General features: G+C 63.8%; 13 protein-coding genes. 3 read left to right on the plus strand and 10 right to left on the minus strand.

Going from position 1 to position 18,556, the window contains the following annotated elements; all coding sequences use genetic code 11:
• The first annotated feature begins 29 nt into the window (after positions 1-29).
• On the plus strand, positions 30-755 hold the full coding sequence (locus tag QE393_RS07450) for a polysaccharide lyase family 7 protein (protein WP_273807484.1): 726 nt from the start codon (positions 30-32) through the stop codon (positions 753-755).
• 7 nt (positions 756-762) lie between these two features.
• Here the strand turns inward: QE393_RS07450 and QE393_RS07455 are convergent, their stop codons facing one another.
• The 10 genes from QE393_RS07455 to QE393_RS07500 all read right to left on the minus strand — a co-directional run bounded on the left by QE393_RS07455 (position 763) and on the right by QE393_RS07500 (position 16,631).
• Positions 763-1,809 carry a YbhN family protein gene (locus QE393_RS07455; RefSeq protein WP_310042759.1) on the minus strand — a complete coding sequence of 349 codons (1,047 nt, stop codon included), beginning with the start codon at positions 1,807-1,809 and terminating at the stop codon, positions 763-765.
• Positions 1,806-3,053, minus strand: coding sequence for a cardiolipin synthase ClsB (gene clsB, locus QE393_RS07460; protein ID WP_310042761.1), 1,248 nt, complete (start codon positions 3,051-3,053; stop codon positions 1,806-1,808). Before clsB ends, QE393_RS07455 begins: the two co-directional genes overlap by 4 nt.
• On the minus strand, positions 3,050-3,811 hold the full coding sequence (locus tag QE393_RS07465; protein WP_310042763.1) for an endonuclease/exonuclease/phosphatase family protein: 762 nt from the start codon (positions 3,809-3,811) through the stop codon (positions 3,050-3,052). The genes clsB and QE393_RS07465 overlap by 4 nt, the downstream gene beginning before the upstream one ends.
• Positions 3,808-5,997 (minus strand): glycogen debranching protein GlgX, encoded by a 2,190-nt coding sequence (gene glgX / locus QE393_RS07470; protein WP_273807480.1) that lies wholly within the window; start codon positions 5,995-5,997, stop codon positions 3,808-3,810. The genes QE393_RS07465 and glgX overlap by 4 nt, the downstream gene beginning before the upstream one ends.
• 250 nt (positions 5,998-6,247) lie before the next feature.
• Positions 6,248-6,751, minus strand: coding sequence for a DUF2934 domain-containing protein (locus tag QE393_RS07475; protein ID WP_273807479.1), 504 nt, complete (start codon positions 6,749-6,751; stop codon positions 6,248-6,250).
• Entirely contained in the window at positions 6,748-9,555 is a 2,808-nt protein-coding gene (gene treY, locus QE393_RS07480; protein WP_310042767.1) for a malto-oligosyltrehalose synthase, read from the minus strand. Before treY ends, QE393_RS07475 begins: the two co-directional genes overlap by 4 nt.
• Complete coding sequence (gene malQ, locus QE393_RS07485; RefSeq protein WP_310042770.1) at positions 9,552-11,618, minus strand: 4-alpha-glucanotransferase; 2,067 nt, start codon at positions 11,616-11,618, stop codon at positions 9,552-9,554. Before malQ ends, treY begins: the two co-directional genes overlap by 4 nt.
• Positions 11,615-13,420, minus strand: coding sequence for a malto-oligosyltrehalose trehalohydrolase (gene treZ / locus QE393_RS07490; protein ID WP_310042772.1), 1,806 nt, complete (start codon positions 13,418-13,420; stop codon positions 11,615-11,617). The genes malQ and treZ overlap by 4 nt, the downstream gene beginning before the upstream one ends.
• Before the next feature lie 159 nt (positions 13,421-13,579).
• Entirely contained in the window at positions 13,580-15,163 is a 1,584-nt protein-coding gene (gene glgA, locus QE393_RS07495) for a glycogen synthase GlgA (protein WP_310042775.1), read from the minus strand.
• 346 nt (positions 15,164-15,509) lie between these two features.
• The gene (locus QE393_RS07500; RefSeq protein WP_310042777.1) at positions 15,510-16,631 is read right to left on the minus strand and encodes a mechanosensitive ion channel domain-containing protein; all 1,122 of its coding nucleotides are present in this window, start codon (positions 16,629-16,631) and stop codon (positions 15,510-15,512) included.
• 334 nt (positions 16,632-16,965) lie between these two features.
• Between QE393_RS07500 and QE393_RS07505 the strand changes: the two genes are divergently transcribed.
• Both QE393_RS07505 and tauA read left to right on the plus strand, forming a co-directional pair.
• A complete protein-coding gene (locus tag QE393_RS07505) occupies positions 16,966-17,337 on the plus strand; it encodes a response regulator (RefSeq protein ID WP_108581805.1) in 372 nt (123 codons plus the stop codon).
• A gap of 155 nt (positions 17,338-17,492) precedes the next feature.
• Positions 17,493-18,524, plus strand: a complete 1,032-nt coding sequence (gene tauA / locus QE393_RS07510; protein WP_310042780.1) for a taurine ABC transporter substrate-binding protein — start codon at positions 17,493-17,495, stop codon at positions 18,522-18,524.
• Positions 18,525-18,556 lie beyond the last annotated feature (32 nt).

The raw sequence follows: 18,556 nt of genomic DNA on the forward strand, positions 1-18,556 counted from the left end.
TTGTCAGGCATCTGGCAACCGAGAACACCATGATCGATCTCGCCGAATGGAATCTGACGGTTCCCGTACCCATGCCCGTGGCCCAGGTACAGACCGCCGAACTTAACAGCAGCGCCTTTCGCAGCCCCTATCTCGCGCGCGGCGAGGGGGGATCGCTGGTGTTCTGGGTGCCGGTGACCGGCACGCCGCAACCCTTCAACACCTATCCCGCCACCGAGCTGCGCGAAACGCGCCCGGACGGCAGTGCCTATGCCTGGAAATACCGCGAAGGCGATGCCCTGCTGCAGGCGGAAGCCGTGGTGCAGCAGGTGCCTTCGCGCCCCGAGGTCATCATCAGCCAGATCGAAGATCAGACTGCCGTGCCGGCAGCCCCCCAGGCGCTGTTGCAGCTGGTCTATCAGGTGGAAAGCGTGACCAGTGGCAAGGGACAGATAGAGCAGGGCCAACTCATCGCCCGGTTGCGGGAAAGCCCCAGCGACAGTCCCAAGGACGTCATCCTGCTGGAGCGCCTGCCCCTCAACAGTCGCTTCAGCTATGACATCAAGCTGGCCCGCAGTGGCGTGCTCACCGTCCGTGCCCACGGCGCCGGTTCGCGCACCGGTGACCTGGGTCTGCAACTCGACAGCGCCTGGAGCAGCCATCACCTGTATTTCAAGGCCGGTGCCCGCTTGCGCGATGGGGAAGGGCCCGCCACCGAAGGCGGGCGGGTCCTGTTCTACCGGCTGATTTCCATGCACCAGCCCAACAACCGTTAAGGCCGCTTCAGGTCGCGTGCTTTTCCTGCTGCTTGCGCTCTTCGCGCCGGTCATTGCTGACCTTGAGCTTCTTGGCCCGGCTTTCCAGGGCGAAGTAGAGTACGGCTGCGATCAGCAGCGGCAGGATGAAATACAGCGTCCGGTAGCCGAGCAGGGCGGCGATGATCTTGCCCTGGGAGAGGCCGTCGTTGGCCAGCAGGGCGATGAACACCGTCTCCAGCACCCCGACCCCAGCCGGGATATGCACGATGACCATGGCGATGCTGGAGAGCAGCAACACGCCCAGCACATGCAGATAGTCCACCTGGCGGCCGAGGAACAGGTAGACGATGGCCGCCATGGCCATCCAGTTGATCGAAGACACCAGCAGTTGCAGGCAGGCCATGCGCAGCGAGGGCAGGGCGAGACGCTGCTTGCGCACCGTCCATTCGCGCTGCTTGGCGAAGGCGCAGACGCTCAGGTAGAACACGATGAAGGCCAGCAGGCCGAAGCCGATCAGCCGCAGGGTGGTATCACCCACGAACCAGTTGGGCGGCATGTCCACCACGCCACTGACGAAGATGCCACCGGCCAACAGGATGTAGCCAAGCCAGTTGGTGGCGATGCTCAGGGAAAAGATGCGGGTGATGGTGCCGCTGGAAAGTCCAAGTCGTGAATAGAGCCGGTATCTCATGCCGATGCCGCCGACCCAGGTGCTCAGGGTCAGGGTGAAGGCGTAGCAGATGAAGGACACCAGGAACACCTGGCGCTTGACCAGCTTGTGCCCACAATAGGCGCGCCCGATCAGGTCATAGCAGCCGTACATGATGTACGACAGCACCACCAGGCCGCCGGCCATGGCCAGGGTCGTCCACTTGTAGCCGGTGAAAACCTTCCAGACCTCGCCCCAGTCCACCTTGCGGGCATAGATCATCAGCAGCACCACCACCGCGATCAGAAAGACCCAGGTGAGGATCTTCTTCGCCAGCACCCAGCGACCGTTCTGCGGCTTGTCGGCGGCCTGCTGGTCGTCCTCGTCGTCGGCGTGGTCCAGGGCGTCGCTGTGGCTGCTCATCGTTGGGGATACCTTGAAATCGAGGAATCGGCCCGATCCTGGGTTTCGAGTTCGGGCTGCACCGGCGGACTCACCAATTCGATCTTGGGGGTATGACCGGGCAGCCAGCCGACCCAGGCGGGGAAGTGGCGCAGGAAGTGAAAGACCAGCATCGTCTTGGCCAGGTGCCAGTAGGTGCGCTTGGGTACCTTGCTGCTGTCGACGTGCTCGCAGTGATTCTGGATCAGGGTTTCCAGGCGACCGCGCAATTCACGATTGAAGGCGTGGTCGTGGAAGATCAGGTTGCATTCGAGATTGAGCGAGAGACTCAAGGGGTCGAGATTGCTCGAACCCACGGTGGACCAGTGCTCGTCCATGGTCGCGACCTTGCCGTGCAGGGGCCGCAGGCAGTATTCGTAGATCTCCACCCCGGCCTTGACCAAATAGTTGTAGAGCATCTGGGCGCCCACCTTGACGATGGCCATGTCCGGTTCGCCCTGCACGATCAGCACCACGCGGACGCCACGCTGCGCCGCATTGCGCATCTCCCTGAGCAGGCGATAGCCCGGGAAGAAGTAGGCGTTGGCGATCACCACCTCGCGCTTGGCGTTGCGCAGCATCTCCAGGTAGTGCTTTTCGATGTCGGCACGATGCTCGTCGTTGTCGCGGAACACCAGCAGCGCCTGGGCATTGCCGGGGTTGCGGTTGTCGGCCGGCTTCTGCGAGCGCTTGCCCCACCAGCGGTGGGTCTCCTCCGGGGAGTTGATGGCGTCGCGCGCGAAGCGGTGGATGTCATCGACGATGGGACCTTCGACCTCGACGGCGTAGTCCTGCTTGGCTTCGGGCCCGAAGTCGCCCAGGTGCTCGGCGGAGTAGTTGATGCCGCCGATGAACCCCAGACGGGCGTCCACCACCACGATCTTGCGATGCAGGCGGCGAAACAGATTGGTCCGCATCCCCATGACCAGGGGGCGCGGATCGTAGTAGCGAAAGCGCACGCCGGCATGCACCATTTCATCGATGAAATCGCGTGGCAGATCGGGCGAGCCGTAGGCGTCCACGGTGATATCCACCTGGACATCGCGCTTGGCCGCCGCGACCAGTTCTTCCTGCAAGGCCTTGCCGACCTTGTCGTAGAAGAGGATGAAGGTCTCGATGATGACCTCGCGCTCGGCCGCGCGGATCGCCTCGAATACCCGTGGAAAGAAGTCCTCGCCGTTTTCCAGCAAGGCGATGCGGTTTCCGTCCCGCCATTCGAAATTCATAGGTGGAAGTCCGCCGCCAGGGGAGCATGGTCGGACAGGTGCGACCAAGGCTGATTGCCCAGCACCTGTGGGCGCCCGACGCTGACGTTGCGCGTGTAGATGCGATCCAGGCAGAGCAGGGGGCGCTTCGCCGGGAAGGTCTTGGGCAGTCGCCCTGCGGTCTTCATGAACACCTCTTCGAGTCCCGCGCCCTGGCTAAGGATGTCATTGGCCTTCTGGCGCCAGTCGTTGAAGTCCCCTGCCACCACGACGGGGGCGTCGCTGGGCAGGGAGTTGATGTGTTCGCAGATCAGCTGCATCTGCATCTGGCGATGTTTCTCGCGCAGGCCCAGATGCACGCAGATAACGTGCAGATCCACGGCCTGATCCGGGATACGCAGGACGCAATGCAGCATCCCGCGCTTTTCCGGACCGGCGATGGAAATGTCGAAGTTGTCGTAACTGACGATGGGAAACTTCGACAGCACCGCATTACCGTGATGGCCGTCCGGGTAGACCGCATTGCGCCCGTAGGCGAAATCGGTCCACATCGAATCGGCCAGGAACTCGTACTGCGGCGCTGCCGGCCAGTTCTCGAAGCGCAACGGGTGCTTTTCGTGGGTACCCAATACCTCCTGCAAGAAGACAATGTCCGCTGACACCGTCCGCACCGCCTCGCGCAATTCCGGCAAGATGAACTTGCGGTTGAAGGACGTGAAGCCCTTGTGCGTGTTGATGGTCAGGACCTTGAACGAAAAACCCTGTTGCGCGTTCGTCATGCCTGGCGCTTCCTCCGCTTGGTCTGGGTCAGCTCGAACAGCAATACCGAGCGTCCGGTGACCTGATAGGTGTCTCCGAAATTGAAGACGTCGCCGGCATCCAGGTCAGGCTGATTGGTATCCAGCTGCAGGGACCAATGCTCGCCCATGGGGACTTCCGGCAGGGTGAAATCCACCACGTCATAATGAGCATTGACCAGAATCAGCAGCGAGGTATCCGCACCCTTGCGACGAATACCGGTCGGCTGGGCACGGCCATCGAGCAGGATGCCCATGCACTTGTTGCTGCCGTCCTGCCACTGCTCGTCGCCCATCTCGGTGCCACCGGGCTGTAGCCAGGTGACATCCTTGACGCCCAGCTCTTCGTTGTAGGCGCCGGTGAAGAAGCGGCTACGACGCAGCAGCGGATAGCGACGACGCAGGTCGATCAGGTTGCGCACGTATTCCTGCAGCTCGGCGCTCTTCTCGCTGATTTCCCAGTTGACCCAGCCGATCTCGCTGTCCTGGCAGTAGCCGTTGTTGTTGCCGCCCTGGGTACGCGCGAACTCGTCTCCGGCCAGCAGCATGGGCGTGCCCTGGGAGAGGAAGAGGGTAGCCAGCAGGTTGCGCATCTGCCGATAGCGCAGTTCGATGATCTCCGGATCGTCGGTCTCACCTTCGACACCGCAGTTCCACGACAGGTTATGGGAGTGGCCGTCGTTGTTGCCTTCGCCATTGGCCTCGTTGTGCTTGTCGTTGTACGACACGGTATCGGCCAGGGTGAAGCCATCGTGGGCGGTCACGAAGTTCACGGAAGAGTAGGGCTTGCGACCGCGACGGTTGAACTTGTCGCCGGAGCCCAGCAGGATCTTCGCGAAATCGCCGATCTTGTCTTCGTCACCCTTCCAGAAGGCGCGCGCGGTGTCGCGGAAGGTGTCGTTCCATTCCATCCAGCCGGGCGGGAAGTTGCCGACCTGGTAGCCACCGGGGCCACAGTCCCAGGGCTCGGCGATGAGCTTGGTCTCGGCAAGGATCGGGTCCTGACGGCAGGCATGCAGGAAACCGCCGCCTTCGTCGAAGCCGTCCGGCTCGCGGCCCAGGATGGTCGCCAGGTCGAAGCGGAAGCCGTCCACGCCCATCTCGGTCGCCCAGTAGCGCAGCGAGTCGGTGACCATCTGCAGCACGCAGGGGTGGCTCATGTTCAGGGTGTTGCCGGTACCGGTGTCGTTGATGTAATAACGCGCATCATCAGGCATCAGGCGGTAGTAGTTGGCGTTGTCGATGCCCTTCAGCGAAAGGGTCGGGCCCATCTCGTTGCCTTCGGCGGTGTGGTTGTAGACCACGTCGAGGATGACCTCGAGGCCGGCATTGTGCATGCGCGCGACCATCACCTTGAATTCGCCGATGGACTGGCTGGCCATGTAGCGCGAGTGCGGGGCGAAGAAGGCCAGGGTGTTGTAGCCCCAGAAGTTTCTCAGGCCCTTTTCCAGCAGGTGGTTGTCATCGAGGAAGTAGTGGATCGGCATCAGTTCGACGGAGGTGATGCCGAGCGACTTGATGTAATCGATGACTTCGCTTTCCTGCAGGCCCGAGAAGGTGCCCCGGGCGTTCTCGGGCACCGCCGGGTGCTGCATGGTGTAGCCGCGGACGTGGGTCTCGTAGAACACGGTGCGGTCGCGCGGGACACGCGGATGGGTGGTGTTGCCCCAGGTGAAGGCCGGGTCGATCACCCGGCAGCGCGGCATGTAGGGGGCGCTGTCGCGCTCGTCGAAGGACAGGTCGCCATCGGCATGGCCGATGGTGTAGCCGAACAGGGCATCGTTCCACTCCAGCTCCCCGACGATCTGCTTGGCGTAGGGATCGATCAGCAGCTTGTTGTGGTTGAAACGATGGCCATTCTGCGGCTCGTAGGGGCCGTGTACACGGTAGCCGTAGAGGGTGCCGGGACGGGCGTCGGGCAGGTAGCCGTGCCAGATCTCGTTGGTGAATTCCGGCAGTTCGATGCGTTCGATTTCTTCCTTGCCTTCGTCGTCAAAGAGACAGAGTTCTACCTTGGTGGCGTTGGCGGAAAAGATGGCGAAGTTCACGCCGGAGCCGTCCCAGGTAGCGCCCAGGGGATAGGGCAGGCCTTCACGAACACGAGACTTGGACTTGCTGATGAACGCGGTCGCTTCGGTTAGGGGCTTGTTGGAATCGGTTGATGTCATTTCGACGCTCTCGGGGATAGCTAGGAAGGAAGTAGCTCTGACTCGGCTCTCAATACCTGCCGGTGGCTGAATCGATACAGATCCGGCTACCTGTATATGAAAGGCCCGACGCAGCGCAGTTCCGAGCCCTGATGGCGAACCGACAAAGCGTTGTTTTTTCAGGAAAAATCAAGAGAACGGCGGTAACGCGAACACCGCAGCGAGGCGGCAGGGGGAAGGCCTGGCCGAACGGCCAGGCCGGAACATCACATCACTCGATGGCGGCGGGCTTGGCCGTGGTCGCCTTGGCGCGGGAAGCACGCGGCTTCTTGGGCGTGGCCGGTGCCACACCTACGCCGGTAGCCTCGACGTTGGCGTCAGCCTTGGCCTTGCTGGCCGGGGCCTTGCTCGCGCTGGCCTTGCCTGCACTGGGCTTGACCGCCTGCTTGACCTTGGTGGCGACCTTCTTGGCGGCCGACTCGACCTTCTCGGTCACGGACTCACCGGCAGCCGCGTCTTCGGTAGCGGCCTTCTCGCTGCCACTCTTGGTCTTGCCAGTGGTGCCGGCCTTGCTCGCGACAGGCTTCTCAGCACTGGCTGCAGCCTTGGTGGCGCGAGGCTTCTTGGCCGCGGTCTTCTTGGCCACGCCTTCCTGTTCGGCTTCGTACAGTCGGGTCGCCATCTCCCAGTGGCGATCATGTTCGTGAGCCGGCCGTCCTTCGGACTCCCAGATCTGATAGGCGAGCTGCTGGATGCGTTCGTCTTTTTGGGTCATTGCGGTGCGGCTCCTTGAGTGATGTCTTGTGTGCTGAGCAATCCAAGCGGAAAACGTGCCAGAACCTCGCCGACAGAAAGCTCTTTCTTCTGGTCATGGACAGATGCCGGGGCAAAAGTTTCCCCAAAACGGTACATGGACAAGGTTTCGGGAAGTTTTATCCGGGTGTCCTGCCAAGCCTCCGCGGAAAAATGCAGTTTTCCGCTGTTCTCCAGCAGTTCGGCGGCATGCACCGGCACGATGACAATCACCGCCTGTTGCTCCCAGGTACGGGCAAAGGCCAGCACCTGATCGGCGTGGGCACCCACTACGCTCAGGGGCAGGTAGCCACCCTCGGTGAACAATTGCGGCTGCTGCTTGCGCAGTTGCAATACGGTAGCCAGTACCTGCTGCTTGATCTCGCCGTTCTGCCAGGCATCCAGGGCAGCCTCGACCGAGGCGTGCTTGGCCAGCGCCTGTTGCCGCGGGGCGTAGTCCACGGCGCGACGGTTGTCGGGCTCCACCAGGCTGAAGTCCCAGAATTCGCCACCCTGGTAGAGGTCGGGCACGCCAGGCGCGGTGTTGCGCAACAACATCTGCACCAGCCCGTTCAGGGCACCCGCCGGCGCCAGTTCCTGTACCGCGGTGACGATCTCGCTGCGCAGGGTGCGGTACTGGTCGTCGGTGAGCAGACCCTCCAGGAAGGCCTTGCAGGCCGCCTCGTAGTCACCGTTCGGCGCCCACCAGTCGGACTCCAGCTTCTCCTCGCGCAGGGCCTTTTCCTGCCACTGCAACAGGCGCTCCAGATAGGCCTCCAGACCCTGCCGGTCATCGGCCTGCAGATGCAGTGGCCAGCTGGCGAGCAGGGTCTGGTAGAGCATGAGTTCATCGCCCGGCGTCGGCGCCGGGGCGTCGTTCCACTGGCCGCGCAGCGGTGCGGCCATCTGCATCCAGCGGGTAGCCTGGGCGATGTAGGCGTCCGGACGTTCCGAGACCACCGCCAGGCGGGCGCGGGTGTCCTCGCCACGTTTGTGGTCGTGGGTCGCGGTAGTCAGCATGTTGCGGGGGAAGTGTTCGGCGCGCCAACCGCTGGCCTGGTGGAAGGCGCTGACCGGCTGGGCGAAATGCTGCGGATCGAAGCCCACGTCATTGCGTGACAGCAGCGGTGCGGAGCGATAGCAGGCGGTGTCTTCCACGGCCTTGGCGGCAATGGGCGAAGTGAGCTGCTGGAACTTGGTGATCGCCCGGCGCTGTTCGCGACGCGCCACGCTGCCCACTGGCTTGTGACGCGGGGCATCACCACCCAGCCAGGCGCGCAGTTGCTCCAGCAGCGGCTGCTCTGCTTCGCTGACATGGGGGCGGGCGGCCTCCAGCGCGGTATCGAACCATTGGGCATCGGCACCGACGAAACCCGCCGCGCCGGCATAGGTGCGATAGACCTTGAACTGCACGATCAGCTCCAGCAGCACCCGGCGAATGGCGCCTTGACTGGTGTCGCGGGTACGCCAGTCCTGTTGGGCGAGCAGGTGCAGGGTGTGCACGGCCGATTCGAATTCGCTGGACAACGCGCCGGTGAGAACCAGACGCCGTGCTTCCCGTACTTCTTCGAGGAAATCCTCGGTACGACCGGTCTGCTCGGCCCAGAACCGGCGGAGCGGTGCTTCGCCGCTGGCCGCATGCTGAACCGCCGAGACCTCGTTCATGAACTCGTAGCCGGTCGTGCCATCGATGCCCCAGCCTTCGCGCAACTGCTCGCCGTCCGCCAGGATCTTCTCGATGTAGATGGGGAAGCCATCTTCCGGCGCGCCACCGGTGCGGCTGGCGCAGAGGTCGTCCACACGACGGCGCAGCTTGCGGCAATAGGCACGGGGATTGGCCAGGCCATCGATGTGATCCAGGCGAAGGCCGTCGAGCAGGCCTTCGCTGATGAGGCGGAAGATCAGCGAATGGGTTTCCTCGAACACCTCGTGGCGCTCCATGCGCAGGCCGCCGAGTTCGGTGATGTCGAAGAAGCGCCGCCAGTTGATGTCGTCCGACGCGGTGCGCCAGCTGGCCAGGCGATAATGCTGACTCTCCAGCAGGGCATGCAGGCGTTCCTGGTTGGCCGGCTGGCTACCGTCGAAGGCGGCGACCGCCTTCTCGATCGCCGCCGCCACGGCGGGCTCCCTGGCGGCATCCGCCAGCTGGCGCTGGGCACCGCGGGCTTCTTCCAGGTTCTTGGCACGTGCCGAGAAGGCATCGGCGAACAGACTCAGCTGCGGCAGATCGCTTTCGCGCAGGATCTGACCGTAGATACCCGGGTTGATGGGGAAGTGGTGGGCGTAGTACTCCACGCGGAAGGCGCCCTGCTCGGCATCGAACACCAGCTTGAGTTCGCCGGCCTGCAACACGTTGCCATAGGCGTCACCGAGGAAGGGCAGCAGTACCTGGCCCTGCAGGTCCGGGTCGGGGCCGTACCAGTTGATGTCGTAGAAGCCGGCATAGCGGCTCTGGCGACCCCATTCGAGGATGTCCAGCCACCAGGCGTTTTCCGAACCGCCCACGTTGGTGTGGTTGGGCACGAAGTCGGCGATCAGCCCCATGCCCTGTTCGCGCAGGCGGGCGACCAGGCGTCGCAACGCCTCTTCGCCGCCCAGCTCCGGGTTGACCCGGGTCGGATCCACCACGTCGTAGCCATGCACGGAGCCGGCGCGAGCGGTGGTGATGGGCGAGGCGTAGATGTGACTGATACCCAGCTTGGCGTAGTAGTCCACCAGGGGCAGGGCATCGTCGAAGGTGAAGTCCTTGTGGAACTGCAGGCGTACGGTAGCGCGCAAGCGACTCATCGAGTGTTCTCCGGATTATTACGCGCAGTGCTCAGCACGCTCAGGCGTCGTTTAGGGGTAGCAGCGTTCAGCAAGCGCCCGGCCGGGTCGTCCCAGCGGCGCAGCCAATTGGGGTGTTCGTTGGTGGTGCCGGGCAGGTTGGCCTGCTCCAGTTGGCCCAGGGCGTCTTCCACCGGCAGGATGATCAGCGGTGCCGGGGTGCGGCCGATGAAGGCGATGGCGGCATCGACCGCCTGCTCGACGTTGCTTTCCCGGGTGTCGTCCAGTTCCAGCACCTTGGCCAGGTATTGACGATCCTCGGCCCGCTCGTCGAGCCGGTCCTGGCGCGAGGTGCCATCGGGCAGCAGCCCCAGTTCCTCCTGCCAGTCGGCATCGCGGCCCTGCCACCAACCGGTAAGGGTCGGCAGGTCATGGGTGGTAGGCATGCCCATGGCCGTGTTAGACCATTGCGCAGCAGGCTTGAAGGCCTTGCCTTCGCGTTCGAACAGCAGCACCTGCATGCCCATGATGGCGCGCTCGGCCAGGCGTTCGCGGAAGCCTTCGGGCACCGTGCCCAGGTCTTCACCCATGACCACGCAGCGATGACGCCAGGATTCCAGGGCGACCAGCCGCAGCAGGTCGTCGATGGGGTAGGAAAGATAGGCACCGTCGGCCGGCGAAGCGCCCTCGGGCACCAGCCAGAGGCGTTGCAGCCCCATCACGTGGTCGATGCGCACGCCACCGGCATGGGCGAAGTTGGCCCTGAGCATCTCGATGAAGGCGCGGAAGCCATGCTGGATCATGCCGGTGGGCGAGAAGGCGGAAATGCCCCAGCCCTGGCCTTTCTGGTTCAGCAGATCCGGTGGGCAACCCACGGTGACCGAGGCCAGCAACTCTTCCTGCCGGCTCCAGGCCTGGCTGCCGCCGCCATCCGCGCCCACGGCGATGTCGGCGATCAGGCCGATCTTCATGCCCGCGTCGCGACACTGTGCCTGGGCTGCGGACAGCCCTTCGCTGGCCAGCCACTGGGTGAAGGCGTAGAACTCCACGTCCTGGGCATGGCGTTCGGCGAATTCGGCCACGGCCGGGTTCTTGGGGTCGCGATACTGCTGCGGCCAATGCTGCCAGCTCGGCGAGGCAGCGCCCTGGGTGAAGGAGGCATGCAGGGCTTCGAAGCGACAATGGTTTTCCAGCGCATCGCCACCGTCGCGGCGGAAGGCCTCGAAGCGCTCGCGCAACGCACCGCCCGCGGTACGGAAATCCAGGTGCAGCGTGCGCAGCAGGCGCAGGCGCAGCTTGGCCAGCGCCGGCCAATCGATCAGCTCCAGCTGCTCCAGGCGCTCGGCTTCCTTCTGCAGGCCGGCGCGCTGCATGGCCTGGCGTACGGACTCGGCATCCAGGACCAGCTCCGGCGCGGCGTAGAGCACATTGAAGAACACCCGACTCGACGGCGAGTAGGGGCTGTAGCGGCTGCCATCGGCGCTGAACATGGCGTGCAGAGGGCTGATGGCCAGGGCGTCGGCGCCCTTGTCGCCAGCGGCCTTGGCGAAGTGCACCAGGCCTTGGAGATCGCCGGCGCCGCTGCCCCCTTCGCGTCTGAGGCTGTAGAGCTGCACGGCCAGACCCCAGAGACGGGCCTGTTCATTACCGGTGGCGTCGGCGATGGTGAAGCAGCGTTCCGGGGCGACGGCCAGGGTCAGGGCTTCGCCATCGACCTCGGCCTGGTGATAACCGGCGGCGCTGATCGGCGCCAGCTGTCCCCGCTCGTCGACCTGGCCTTCCAGGCGCTCGCCGCCTTCCAGCTGTACCTGGTAGCGGACCCCGCGCTTGAACTGGTCCGGCGCACCGACCGGTTTGTCGACCACCGCGGTGATGAGCGGCGGCAGGTGATGCTTGTCGCCTACCTCCGCCAGCTTACGCAGGCTAGCGTCGATATCGGCGTCGCTGTCCGCAGGCAATTCGATGGCCTTGAGCAGATTGCGCAGCGCCTCCGCGCTCACCCGTTGGCGCTTGCCGTCGTAGGCGGTCCATTCGATGGCGATGCCGGCGGCCTCGGCCAATTGTTCCAGACGATCGCCACTCATGCCTTTTTCTCCAGCCAGACCAGTGCCGAATGCGCCGCCAGCGTGCCGTCCTGGCGCGCGGGCGTTGCCGCGGCGTCGCTGCTGTGCAGCAATTCGCCCTGAGGCGCCTCGTCCAGTTGTACGGCCTTGTCGCTCAGGTTGAGCTCGATGGTCAGGCGGCTGCCGTCGGCGAGGCTCCAGCGCGCGCGCACGGCGCGGTCGGCCAGGGCTTCGGCGCCTGCGGGACGAGCCCCTTCCAGGCGCGGGAAGAGTTCGCGGCGGCGGATCTCCAGCAGCTCGCGGTAGAGCCCCAGCCAGGCCGCGTGGTCGGGCTGATCGGCTTCGCCGAAATTGGGCTTGGAGTCCTCAAAGGTCTTGGGCGCGTTCGGATCGGGGATCTGCTGGCGATGCTCTTCGCTGGTGAAGAAGTCGAAGTCCTTGAACTCGTTACGGCGACCATCGCGAACCAGCTCGGCCAGTTCTTCGTTGTGGCTGGTGAAAAACAGGAAGGGTTGGCGGCTGCCCCATTCCTCGCCAATGAACAGCAACGGAATCATCGGACTGAGCAGCAGGAGGGCGGTGGCGGCTTTCAGCGCCGGCTCCGGTGCCAGACGGGTCAGGCGCTCACCGAAGGCGCGGTTGCCGACCTGGTCGTGGTTTTGCAGGAAGATGACGAAGGCCGAGGCCGGCAGGTCCTTGCTGGGTTCCCCCCGGGCCTTGCCATGGCGGGTCTGCTCGCCCTGGTAGATGAAGCCTTCGCCCAGGCAGCGCACCAGCTTGGCCGTGGCGTCCTCGGTGAAGTCCTGGTAGTAGCCTTCGTTCTCGTCGGTCAGCATGGGATGGATGACGTTGTGCCAGTCGTCCGCCCACTGCGCGTTGTAGTGCTTGCCGCCCAGCAGGGTGGCGGTGTTGTCTTCGTTTTCCAGCATCAAGTGGATGTGGCGACCCGGCTCGACGGTGCTACGGATCTCCTCGGCCATCTCTTCGAGGAAGCCCTTGTCGTTGATGGCATGGACCGCATCGAATCTCAGGCCGTCGAAGCGATACTCCATCAGCCACATCAGGGCGTTGTCGATGAAGTAGCGGCGCACGGCGTCCTGGCGGAAATCGATGGCGGCGCCCCAGGGCGTATGGATGTCTTCGCGGAAGAAGCGCTCGGCGTAGGCGTGCAGGTAGTTGCCGTCCGGCCCGAAGTGGTTGTAGACCACATCCAGGTAGACCATGACGCCATGGCCGTGGGCGGTGTCGATCAGCGACTTGAGATCGTCCGGGGTGCCGTAGGAGGCTTCCACCGCATAGGGCAGCACGCCGTCATAGCCCCAGTTGCGATCGCCGGGAAATTCCGACAGCGGCATCAGCTCGATGGCGGTGACGCCCAGCGCGGCCAGGCGGGGTACCAGCTTCTCGACACCGGAAAAGCCACCCAGGGTGCCGACATGCAATTCGTAGATGACGCTTTCGTGCCAGGGGCGCCCCTGCCACTCGACGCTTTGCCAGTGGTAGGTGGTGGGGTCGATGACGATGCTTGGCTCGTGCACATCGCCCGCTTGGGCGCGGGACGCGGGATCCGGGACCAGCAGGTCCTCGATCTGATAGCGATAACGGGTACCGGCGCCGCACTGGGCCTCGACCGCGAACCAGCCGTCTTGCTCGGCCTCCATGGCGAGGGTCATGCCACCTTCCAGGACCACCGAAACGGCATCGGCGCTGGGTGCCCAGAAGTGGAAGAGGGTGCGGTCCTTGCCCACCAGGGTGGCACCGGCACGGGTTTGCCAGGCATAGCCCCCGGTCACCGCGGCTGCGTCGCGCGAAATATCAGTCATGGATAGAGAACTCCCGAAGCCGGACGGCAGAAAAGACACTGCGACCCAGTTGGCCGCAGTTGCTGTTATGACCGGTGAGAGTTGCTCAAAGTTGGGCGGGGAAAGCGCTTTTCGTCGGCCTTTTGGCGAAGGAAAAGCGCTTGGTAGCCAGGTCGGGCATCAGGCGCCGACGTGACGCTCCTGATGCGCGGTGGCCTGGAGCAGATCGAGGTACAGCGAGGCATAGGGCTTGGCGCATTCGGACCAGAAGAACGGGCCCTGCATGGCCCGGTGACGCATGGCCAGCAGCAGGTCCTGACGTTCGAACACACCCAGGGCGCGGTCGATGGCGCTGATGTAGTTTTCCAGCGACAGGGGGGCGAACAGGAAGCCGGTTGTGCCGTCCTCGATGCTGTCGGCCAGGCCGCCGGTGCGGGTGGCGATCGGCAGGGAAGCGAAGCGCTGGGCGTACATCTGACTCAGGCCACAAGGCTCGAAGCGCGAGGGCATCAGCAGGAAATCGCTGCCGGCGTACATGCGCCGCGCTTCGGTTTCGCAGAAGCCGATGTGGGCACTGACGCGACCGGGATAGCGCAGGGCCAGGGCCCGTACCTGACGCTCGATGTGCGGTTCGCCACAACCGATGATCATCAGCTGGCCACCGCGGGCAACGATGTGGTCGGCGGCCTGAATGGTCAGGTCGATGCCTTTCTGCTGTACCAGCCGCGAGACCACTGCGAACAGCGGACCGTTGGAGGGCTCCAGACCGAATTCCTCGCGAATGCGCGCCGCGTTGACCGCCTTGCCGTCCCAGTCGGATTCGGTGAACTGCTGGCACAGGTGCGGATCGCTACAGGCGCTCCAGCCATCGTCGATGCCGTTGAGCAGACCTGTCAGCTTGCCGTCCCGCGCCTTGACCTGCAGCAGCCCTTCCAGGCCGCACCCGAACTCGGGCGTGGTGATCTCGTGGGCATAGGTGTGACTGACCGTGGTGATGTGGTCAGCATAGACCAGGCCGGCCTTGAGAAAGGAGACCTTGCCCCAGAACTCGAGACCTTCCATCTGGAAGGCATGGGCGGGAATGTCCAGGTCGGCCATGACCGAGGCCGGGAACAGACCCTGGTAGGCCAGGTTGTGGATGGTGGTCAGGCAGGGGGTGCTCGCACCCTTCCAGCGCAGGTAGCCGGCGGCGAGGCCGGTCTGCCAGTCGTTGAGGTGCAGCAGGTCCGGTACCCAGCGAATGGAGGCGTCGCCCAGGGCGAAGTCGGCGGCTGCACTGGCCAGGCGACCGAAGCGGATGTGGTTGTCGACCCAGTCGGCGCCGTTCAGGTCGCCATAGGGGTTGCCCGGACGCTCGTAGAGTTCGGGGCAGATCAGCACATAGACGACCAGGCCGTCTTCCAGGTTGACGCGGCCGATCTCGCAGGCCGGCATGGCGGCGCGAGCGGCGATGCGGCCCACCATCTGGACACGGTCCTTGATCGCGGCCATCACCTGACGATAGCCGGGGATCAGCACCCGGACGTCATGGGAGGCGGCGAGGGCGCGGGGCAGGGCGCCCGATACCTCGCCCAGGCCACCGGCCTTGACGAAGTCGGAAATTTCCGGGGTCACGAAAAGGATGCGTTTGCGGCTTTCGACAACGGAGCTCAGCGTCAGCTGAGGCTCATCCGTGCGCTTGCGAGGAGAGCTGGATCTGGTGGAACGAGTGGCAGTTTCAACGGGCTCCAGAGCCCCAAATTTCCCCACGACGGCATTTGCCATGGTGCGCTCCCAATGCAGCAAGTTCGAGACTGAGGTTTACCTGATTGCTTCTTCCTGAAGCTCGATGCTCCTGGTTCAAAAACGCCTACAGCCGAGCTGCTACAGCCTTTTTGCCGGTCACCTCTTCTGAGATGTCTGGATCTAGGCGAGAACTGCTTCGCGGATTTCCAGATTGCTCTCGCACTGACTCTCGGACAACGTCACAAGTTTCCCGCTCGAATGTTGCGGTCCTGCTTCGTATTGCCAAATACATGCCCAAAAGCTGACGCTCACTCTTGGTGCGCTAAGAAATAAGCCGCAGGTGAACCGCTTAATGGCTGCCTGATCGAGGCAATTAGCCGAAAAATCAGACTTCTGGCTGACGAACGACCGGCTCGTGCCTTTCGTCGGATTGTGGTGTGGGCAGTACATCGCGACGTCCCAGTTCGGTTCGCAGCTTGGGCAGGCAGAGAGGGAATTCACGATTGATGTAGGTGATCAGCCGCTCCCGCACGAAGCAGCGCAGGTCCCAGTTCTTCGAGGAATCGCCCGAGCTCACCAGCACCCGGATCTGGATGGAGTCATGGGACGCATCGGTCACTTGCAGCACGCAGACGCGCTCGTCCCATAAATGGGGCACCTCGGCACAGGCGCGTTCCAATTCGGTGCGGATCGGCGCCAGCGGCAGGGAGTAGTCAACCCATATGAAGACGGACCCGATCAGGCTGGAGGAGGAGCGCGTCCAGTTCTGGAAGGGGGTCTCGATGAAGTATTGCAGTGGTACCACCAGGCGACGATCGTCCCAGATGCGGACCACCACGTAGGTGCCAGTGATCTCTTCCACCCGGCCCCATTCCCCCTCGACGATGACCACGTCGTCGAGCCGGATCGGCTGCGTCACGGCGATCTGCAGGCCGGCGATGAGATTGCCCAGTACCGGACGCGCGGCGATACCCGCGACCAGGCCGGCGACGCCAGCGGAGGCGAGGAGGCTCGCACCCACCTGGCGAACGGCGGGAAAGGTCATCAGCATCAGGGCGATACCCACCAGCAGCACGATGAAGCTGAGGCTGCGTACCAGCACCCGATTCTGCGTCTGGATACGCCGCGCCCGCAGGTTGTCCGCCACATCCACGGGATTGCGCAGGGCGATGGTGGCGCCGACGGCCTTGACCGCCCTGAGGCCGAGCCAGGTGAAGGCAGCGATGCTCAGCAGGCCGGTGAGGTGCTGTACCGCACGCAACAGCGGCAGGGCATCGGGTGCGGAATTCCAGACACCTTGCAGCACCACCAGGGGTACCGCCAGCCGCGCCGGCTTCTCGGCGTACTTCACCAGGTTGCGCGCCAACAGGAAGGGATTGGCCAGCCGGCGAATGGCCGCGAATGCCAGCATCAGGAGGATGCTGCTGATCAGCAGGGCGACTCCTGCCGCGATCAGCGTGGTGATCCAGGGGGCGTTGAGCCAACCTGTCCAGTCGATGGCCGTCATGCGCATTTCCTCAGGCAGACGGCTTCCCGGGATCCTGAAAAGCTGACGCGTCGGAATCGCGGGAAGCCTTTCGAGATACCTGTTTTCCGACTGAGGGGCTTCGCCACGGTTCCCCGGGGGCTCGGCAAAACACCTTGTTCGGTAATACCACCCCTATAGGGAAAAGCCTATTCGGCTCCCGGCAGACTTTTCTGTCGATCAGTGGGGCAGGATGTCGCACCACGCGTCTAAGCTCAGAGGAGACTGCGCAGCGGACGTAGGATAGGAGTAGAATTCGCGCCCTAACGAGATACGTCCAGTCAGATGGCGGACCTGCGGAGATCGAGACGGATTTATGAAGCCAGTGGTAGTGGTTGTCGAAGACGAGAACATGTTGCTCGGACTGATGGAAGAGGTGCTCGAAGGCGAAGGCTTTCAGGTGCACACCTTCGGTACCGCGGACCAAGCCTGGGAATACCTGTCGAGTGCACGTCCTACGCCGGATCTGCTGATCACCGATGTCCGCATGCCGGGTGTCATCGATGGTCTGGAGCTGGCACGCCGCGTCAAGCAGCAGCTGCCGGGTCTGCCTATCATCGTCTCCTCGGGTTATTTCGAAGAACTCCAGCCCGAACGCGCCCCGGATATCTACTATCTGCCCAAGCCCTGGCGTTTCGATGACCTGCTGGCTGGCTGTTTCCGCTTCCTCAATCAGCGCAAAGGCTGATTGCTGTCCTCTGCGGCCTGGCTACAGGCCGTATGCGTTTCTCGACGCTCAAGGTATCCGTAGGTGTCCAGCTCCGTACCTAAGCTGATTCCATTTTGTTATTTATCTGACAATCCTTAGATCGTTTAGCTTGGCCTTCATCAGGCATCGAGTCGATGCCGAGGGCGTGCTGCGGCGCGCCTACCGACAAGGAGGCCTTTGTGAATTCGCTGATCAAATCCCTGGTTCTGGCTATAGGCGTGGCAGCCCTGGCGGGGCAGGCGTCCGCTGCTGATCTGGTGGTGGGTTACCAGACCGGTGTCGATCCATCCAAGGTTGCCCAGGCCGATGGCCTCTACGACAAGGCGATCGGCCAGAAGATCGACTGGCGTCGTTTCAACAGCGGTCCCGAGGTCGTCGCCGCGCTGGCGTCCGGTGATGTGCAGATCGGCAATCTCGGCTCCAGCCCGCTGGCAGCGGCCACCTCGCGCAAGCTGCCACTGGTGACCTTCATCGTCTCCGCCCAGATCGACTCCGCCGAGGCGCTGGTGGTGCGCGATGGCAGCGGTATCGACAAGCCCGAGCAACTGGTCGGCAAGACCATCGCCACCCCCTTTGTCTCCACCTCGCATTACAGCCTGCTCGGAGCGCTCAAGTACTGGGGGGTGGATCCGACCAAGGTCAAGATCGTCAACCTCAATCCCACCGAGATCGCCGCCGCCTGGCGCCGCGGTGACATCGATGGCGCCTTCGTCTGGTCGCCCGCGCTGGGCGAGATCAAGAAGAATGGCAAGGTCCTCGCCGATGCGGCCCAGGTGGGCAGCTGGGGTGCGCCCACCTTCGAGGTCTGGGTGGCGCGCAAGGACTTCGCCGAAAAGCATCCCGAGATCGTTGCCCAATACGCCAAGGTCACCTTGCAGGCCTTCGCCGACTACCAGGCCCACGGCAAGGAGTGGGATGCACAGTCCGAGCAGGCCAGGAAGATCGCTCGCCTGACCGGCGCCGACGCTGCCGACATCCCCGAATTGCTGGCGGGCTCGCGCTATCCGGACGCCCAGGCGCAACTCGGCCCTGATCTGCTGGGTGGTGGCACCGCCAAGGCCATCGCCCGCACCGCCGAATTCCTCAAGGAACAGAAGCGCATTCCCACGGTGCTGGACGACTACTCGCCCTATGTCAGCGCCGAGTACGTCCGCAAGGCCCAGTGACGACCCCTTTCACGCCACGACTCGCCCCTCTC

It is taken from the genome of Pseudomonas sp. SORGH_AS_0211, from assembly GCF_031453455.1.
Lineage (GTDB): Bacteria > Pseudomonadota > Gammaproteobacteria > Pseudomonadales > Pseudomonadaceae > Chryseomonas > Chryseomonas aestiva.

Coding starts and splice junctions, on each gene's coding strand:
- QE393_RS07450 (WP_273807484.1), top strand. CDS start 30: ATGATCGATCTCGCCGAATGGAATCTGACGGTTCCCGTACCCATGCCC.
- QE393_RS07455 (WP_310042759.1), bottom strand. CDS start 1,809: ATGAGCAGCCACAGCGACGCCCTGGACCACGCCGACGACGAGGACGAC.
- clsB (WP_310042761.1), bottom strand. CDS start 3,053: ATGAATTTCGAATGGCGGGACGGAAACCGCATCGCCTTGCTGGAAAAC.
- QE393_RS07465 (WP_310042763.1), bottom strand. CDS start 3,811: ATGACGAACGCGCAACAGGGTTTTTCGTTCAAGGTCCTGACCATCAAC.
- glgX (WP_273807480.1), bottom strand. CDS start 5,997: ATGACATCAACCGATTCCAACAAGCCCCTAACCGAAGCGACCGCGTTC.
- QE393_RS07475 (WP_273807479.1), bottom strand. CDS start 6,751: ATGACCCAAAAAGACGAACGCATCCAGCAGCTCGCCTATCAGATCTGG.
- treY (WP_310042767.1), bottom strand. CDS start 9,555: ATGAGTCGCTTGCGCGCTACCGTACGCCTGCAGTTCCACAAGGACTTC.
- malQ (WP_310042770.1), bottom strand. CDS start 11,618: ATGAGTGGCGATCGTCTGGAACAATTGGCCGAGGCCGCCGGCATCGCC.
- treZ (WP_310042772.1), bottom strand. CDS start 13,420: ATGACTGATATTTCGCGCGACGCAGCCGCGGTGACCGGGGGCTATGCC.
- glgA (WP_310042775.1), bottom strand. CDS start 15,163: ATGGCAAATGCCGTCGTGGGGAAATTTGGGGCTCTGGAGCCCGTTGAA.
- QE393_RS07500 (WP_310042777.1), bottom strand. CDS start 16,631: ATGACGGCCATCGACTGGACAGGTTGGCTCAACGCCCCCTGGATCACC.
- QE393_RS07505 (WP_108581805.1), top strand. CDS start 16,966: ATGAAGCCAGTGGTAGTGGTTGTCGAAGACGAGAACATGTTGCTCGGA.
- tauA (WP_310042780.1), top strand. CDS start 17,493: ATGCCGAGGGCGTGCTGCGGCGCGCCTACCGACAAGGAGGCCTTTGTG.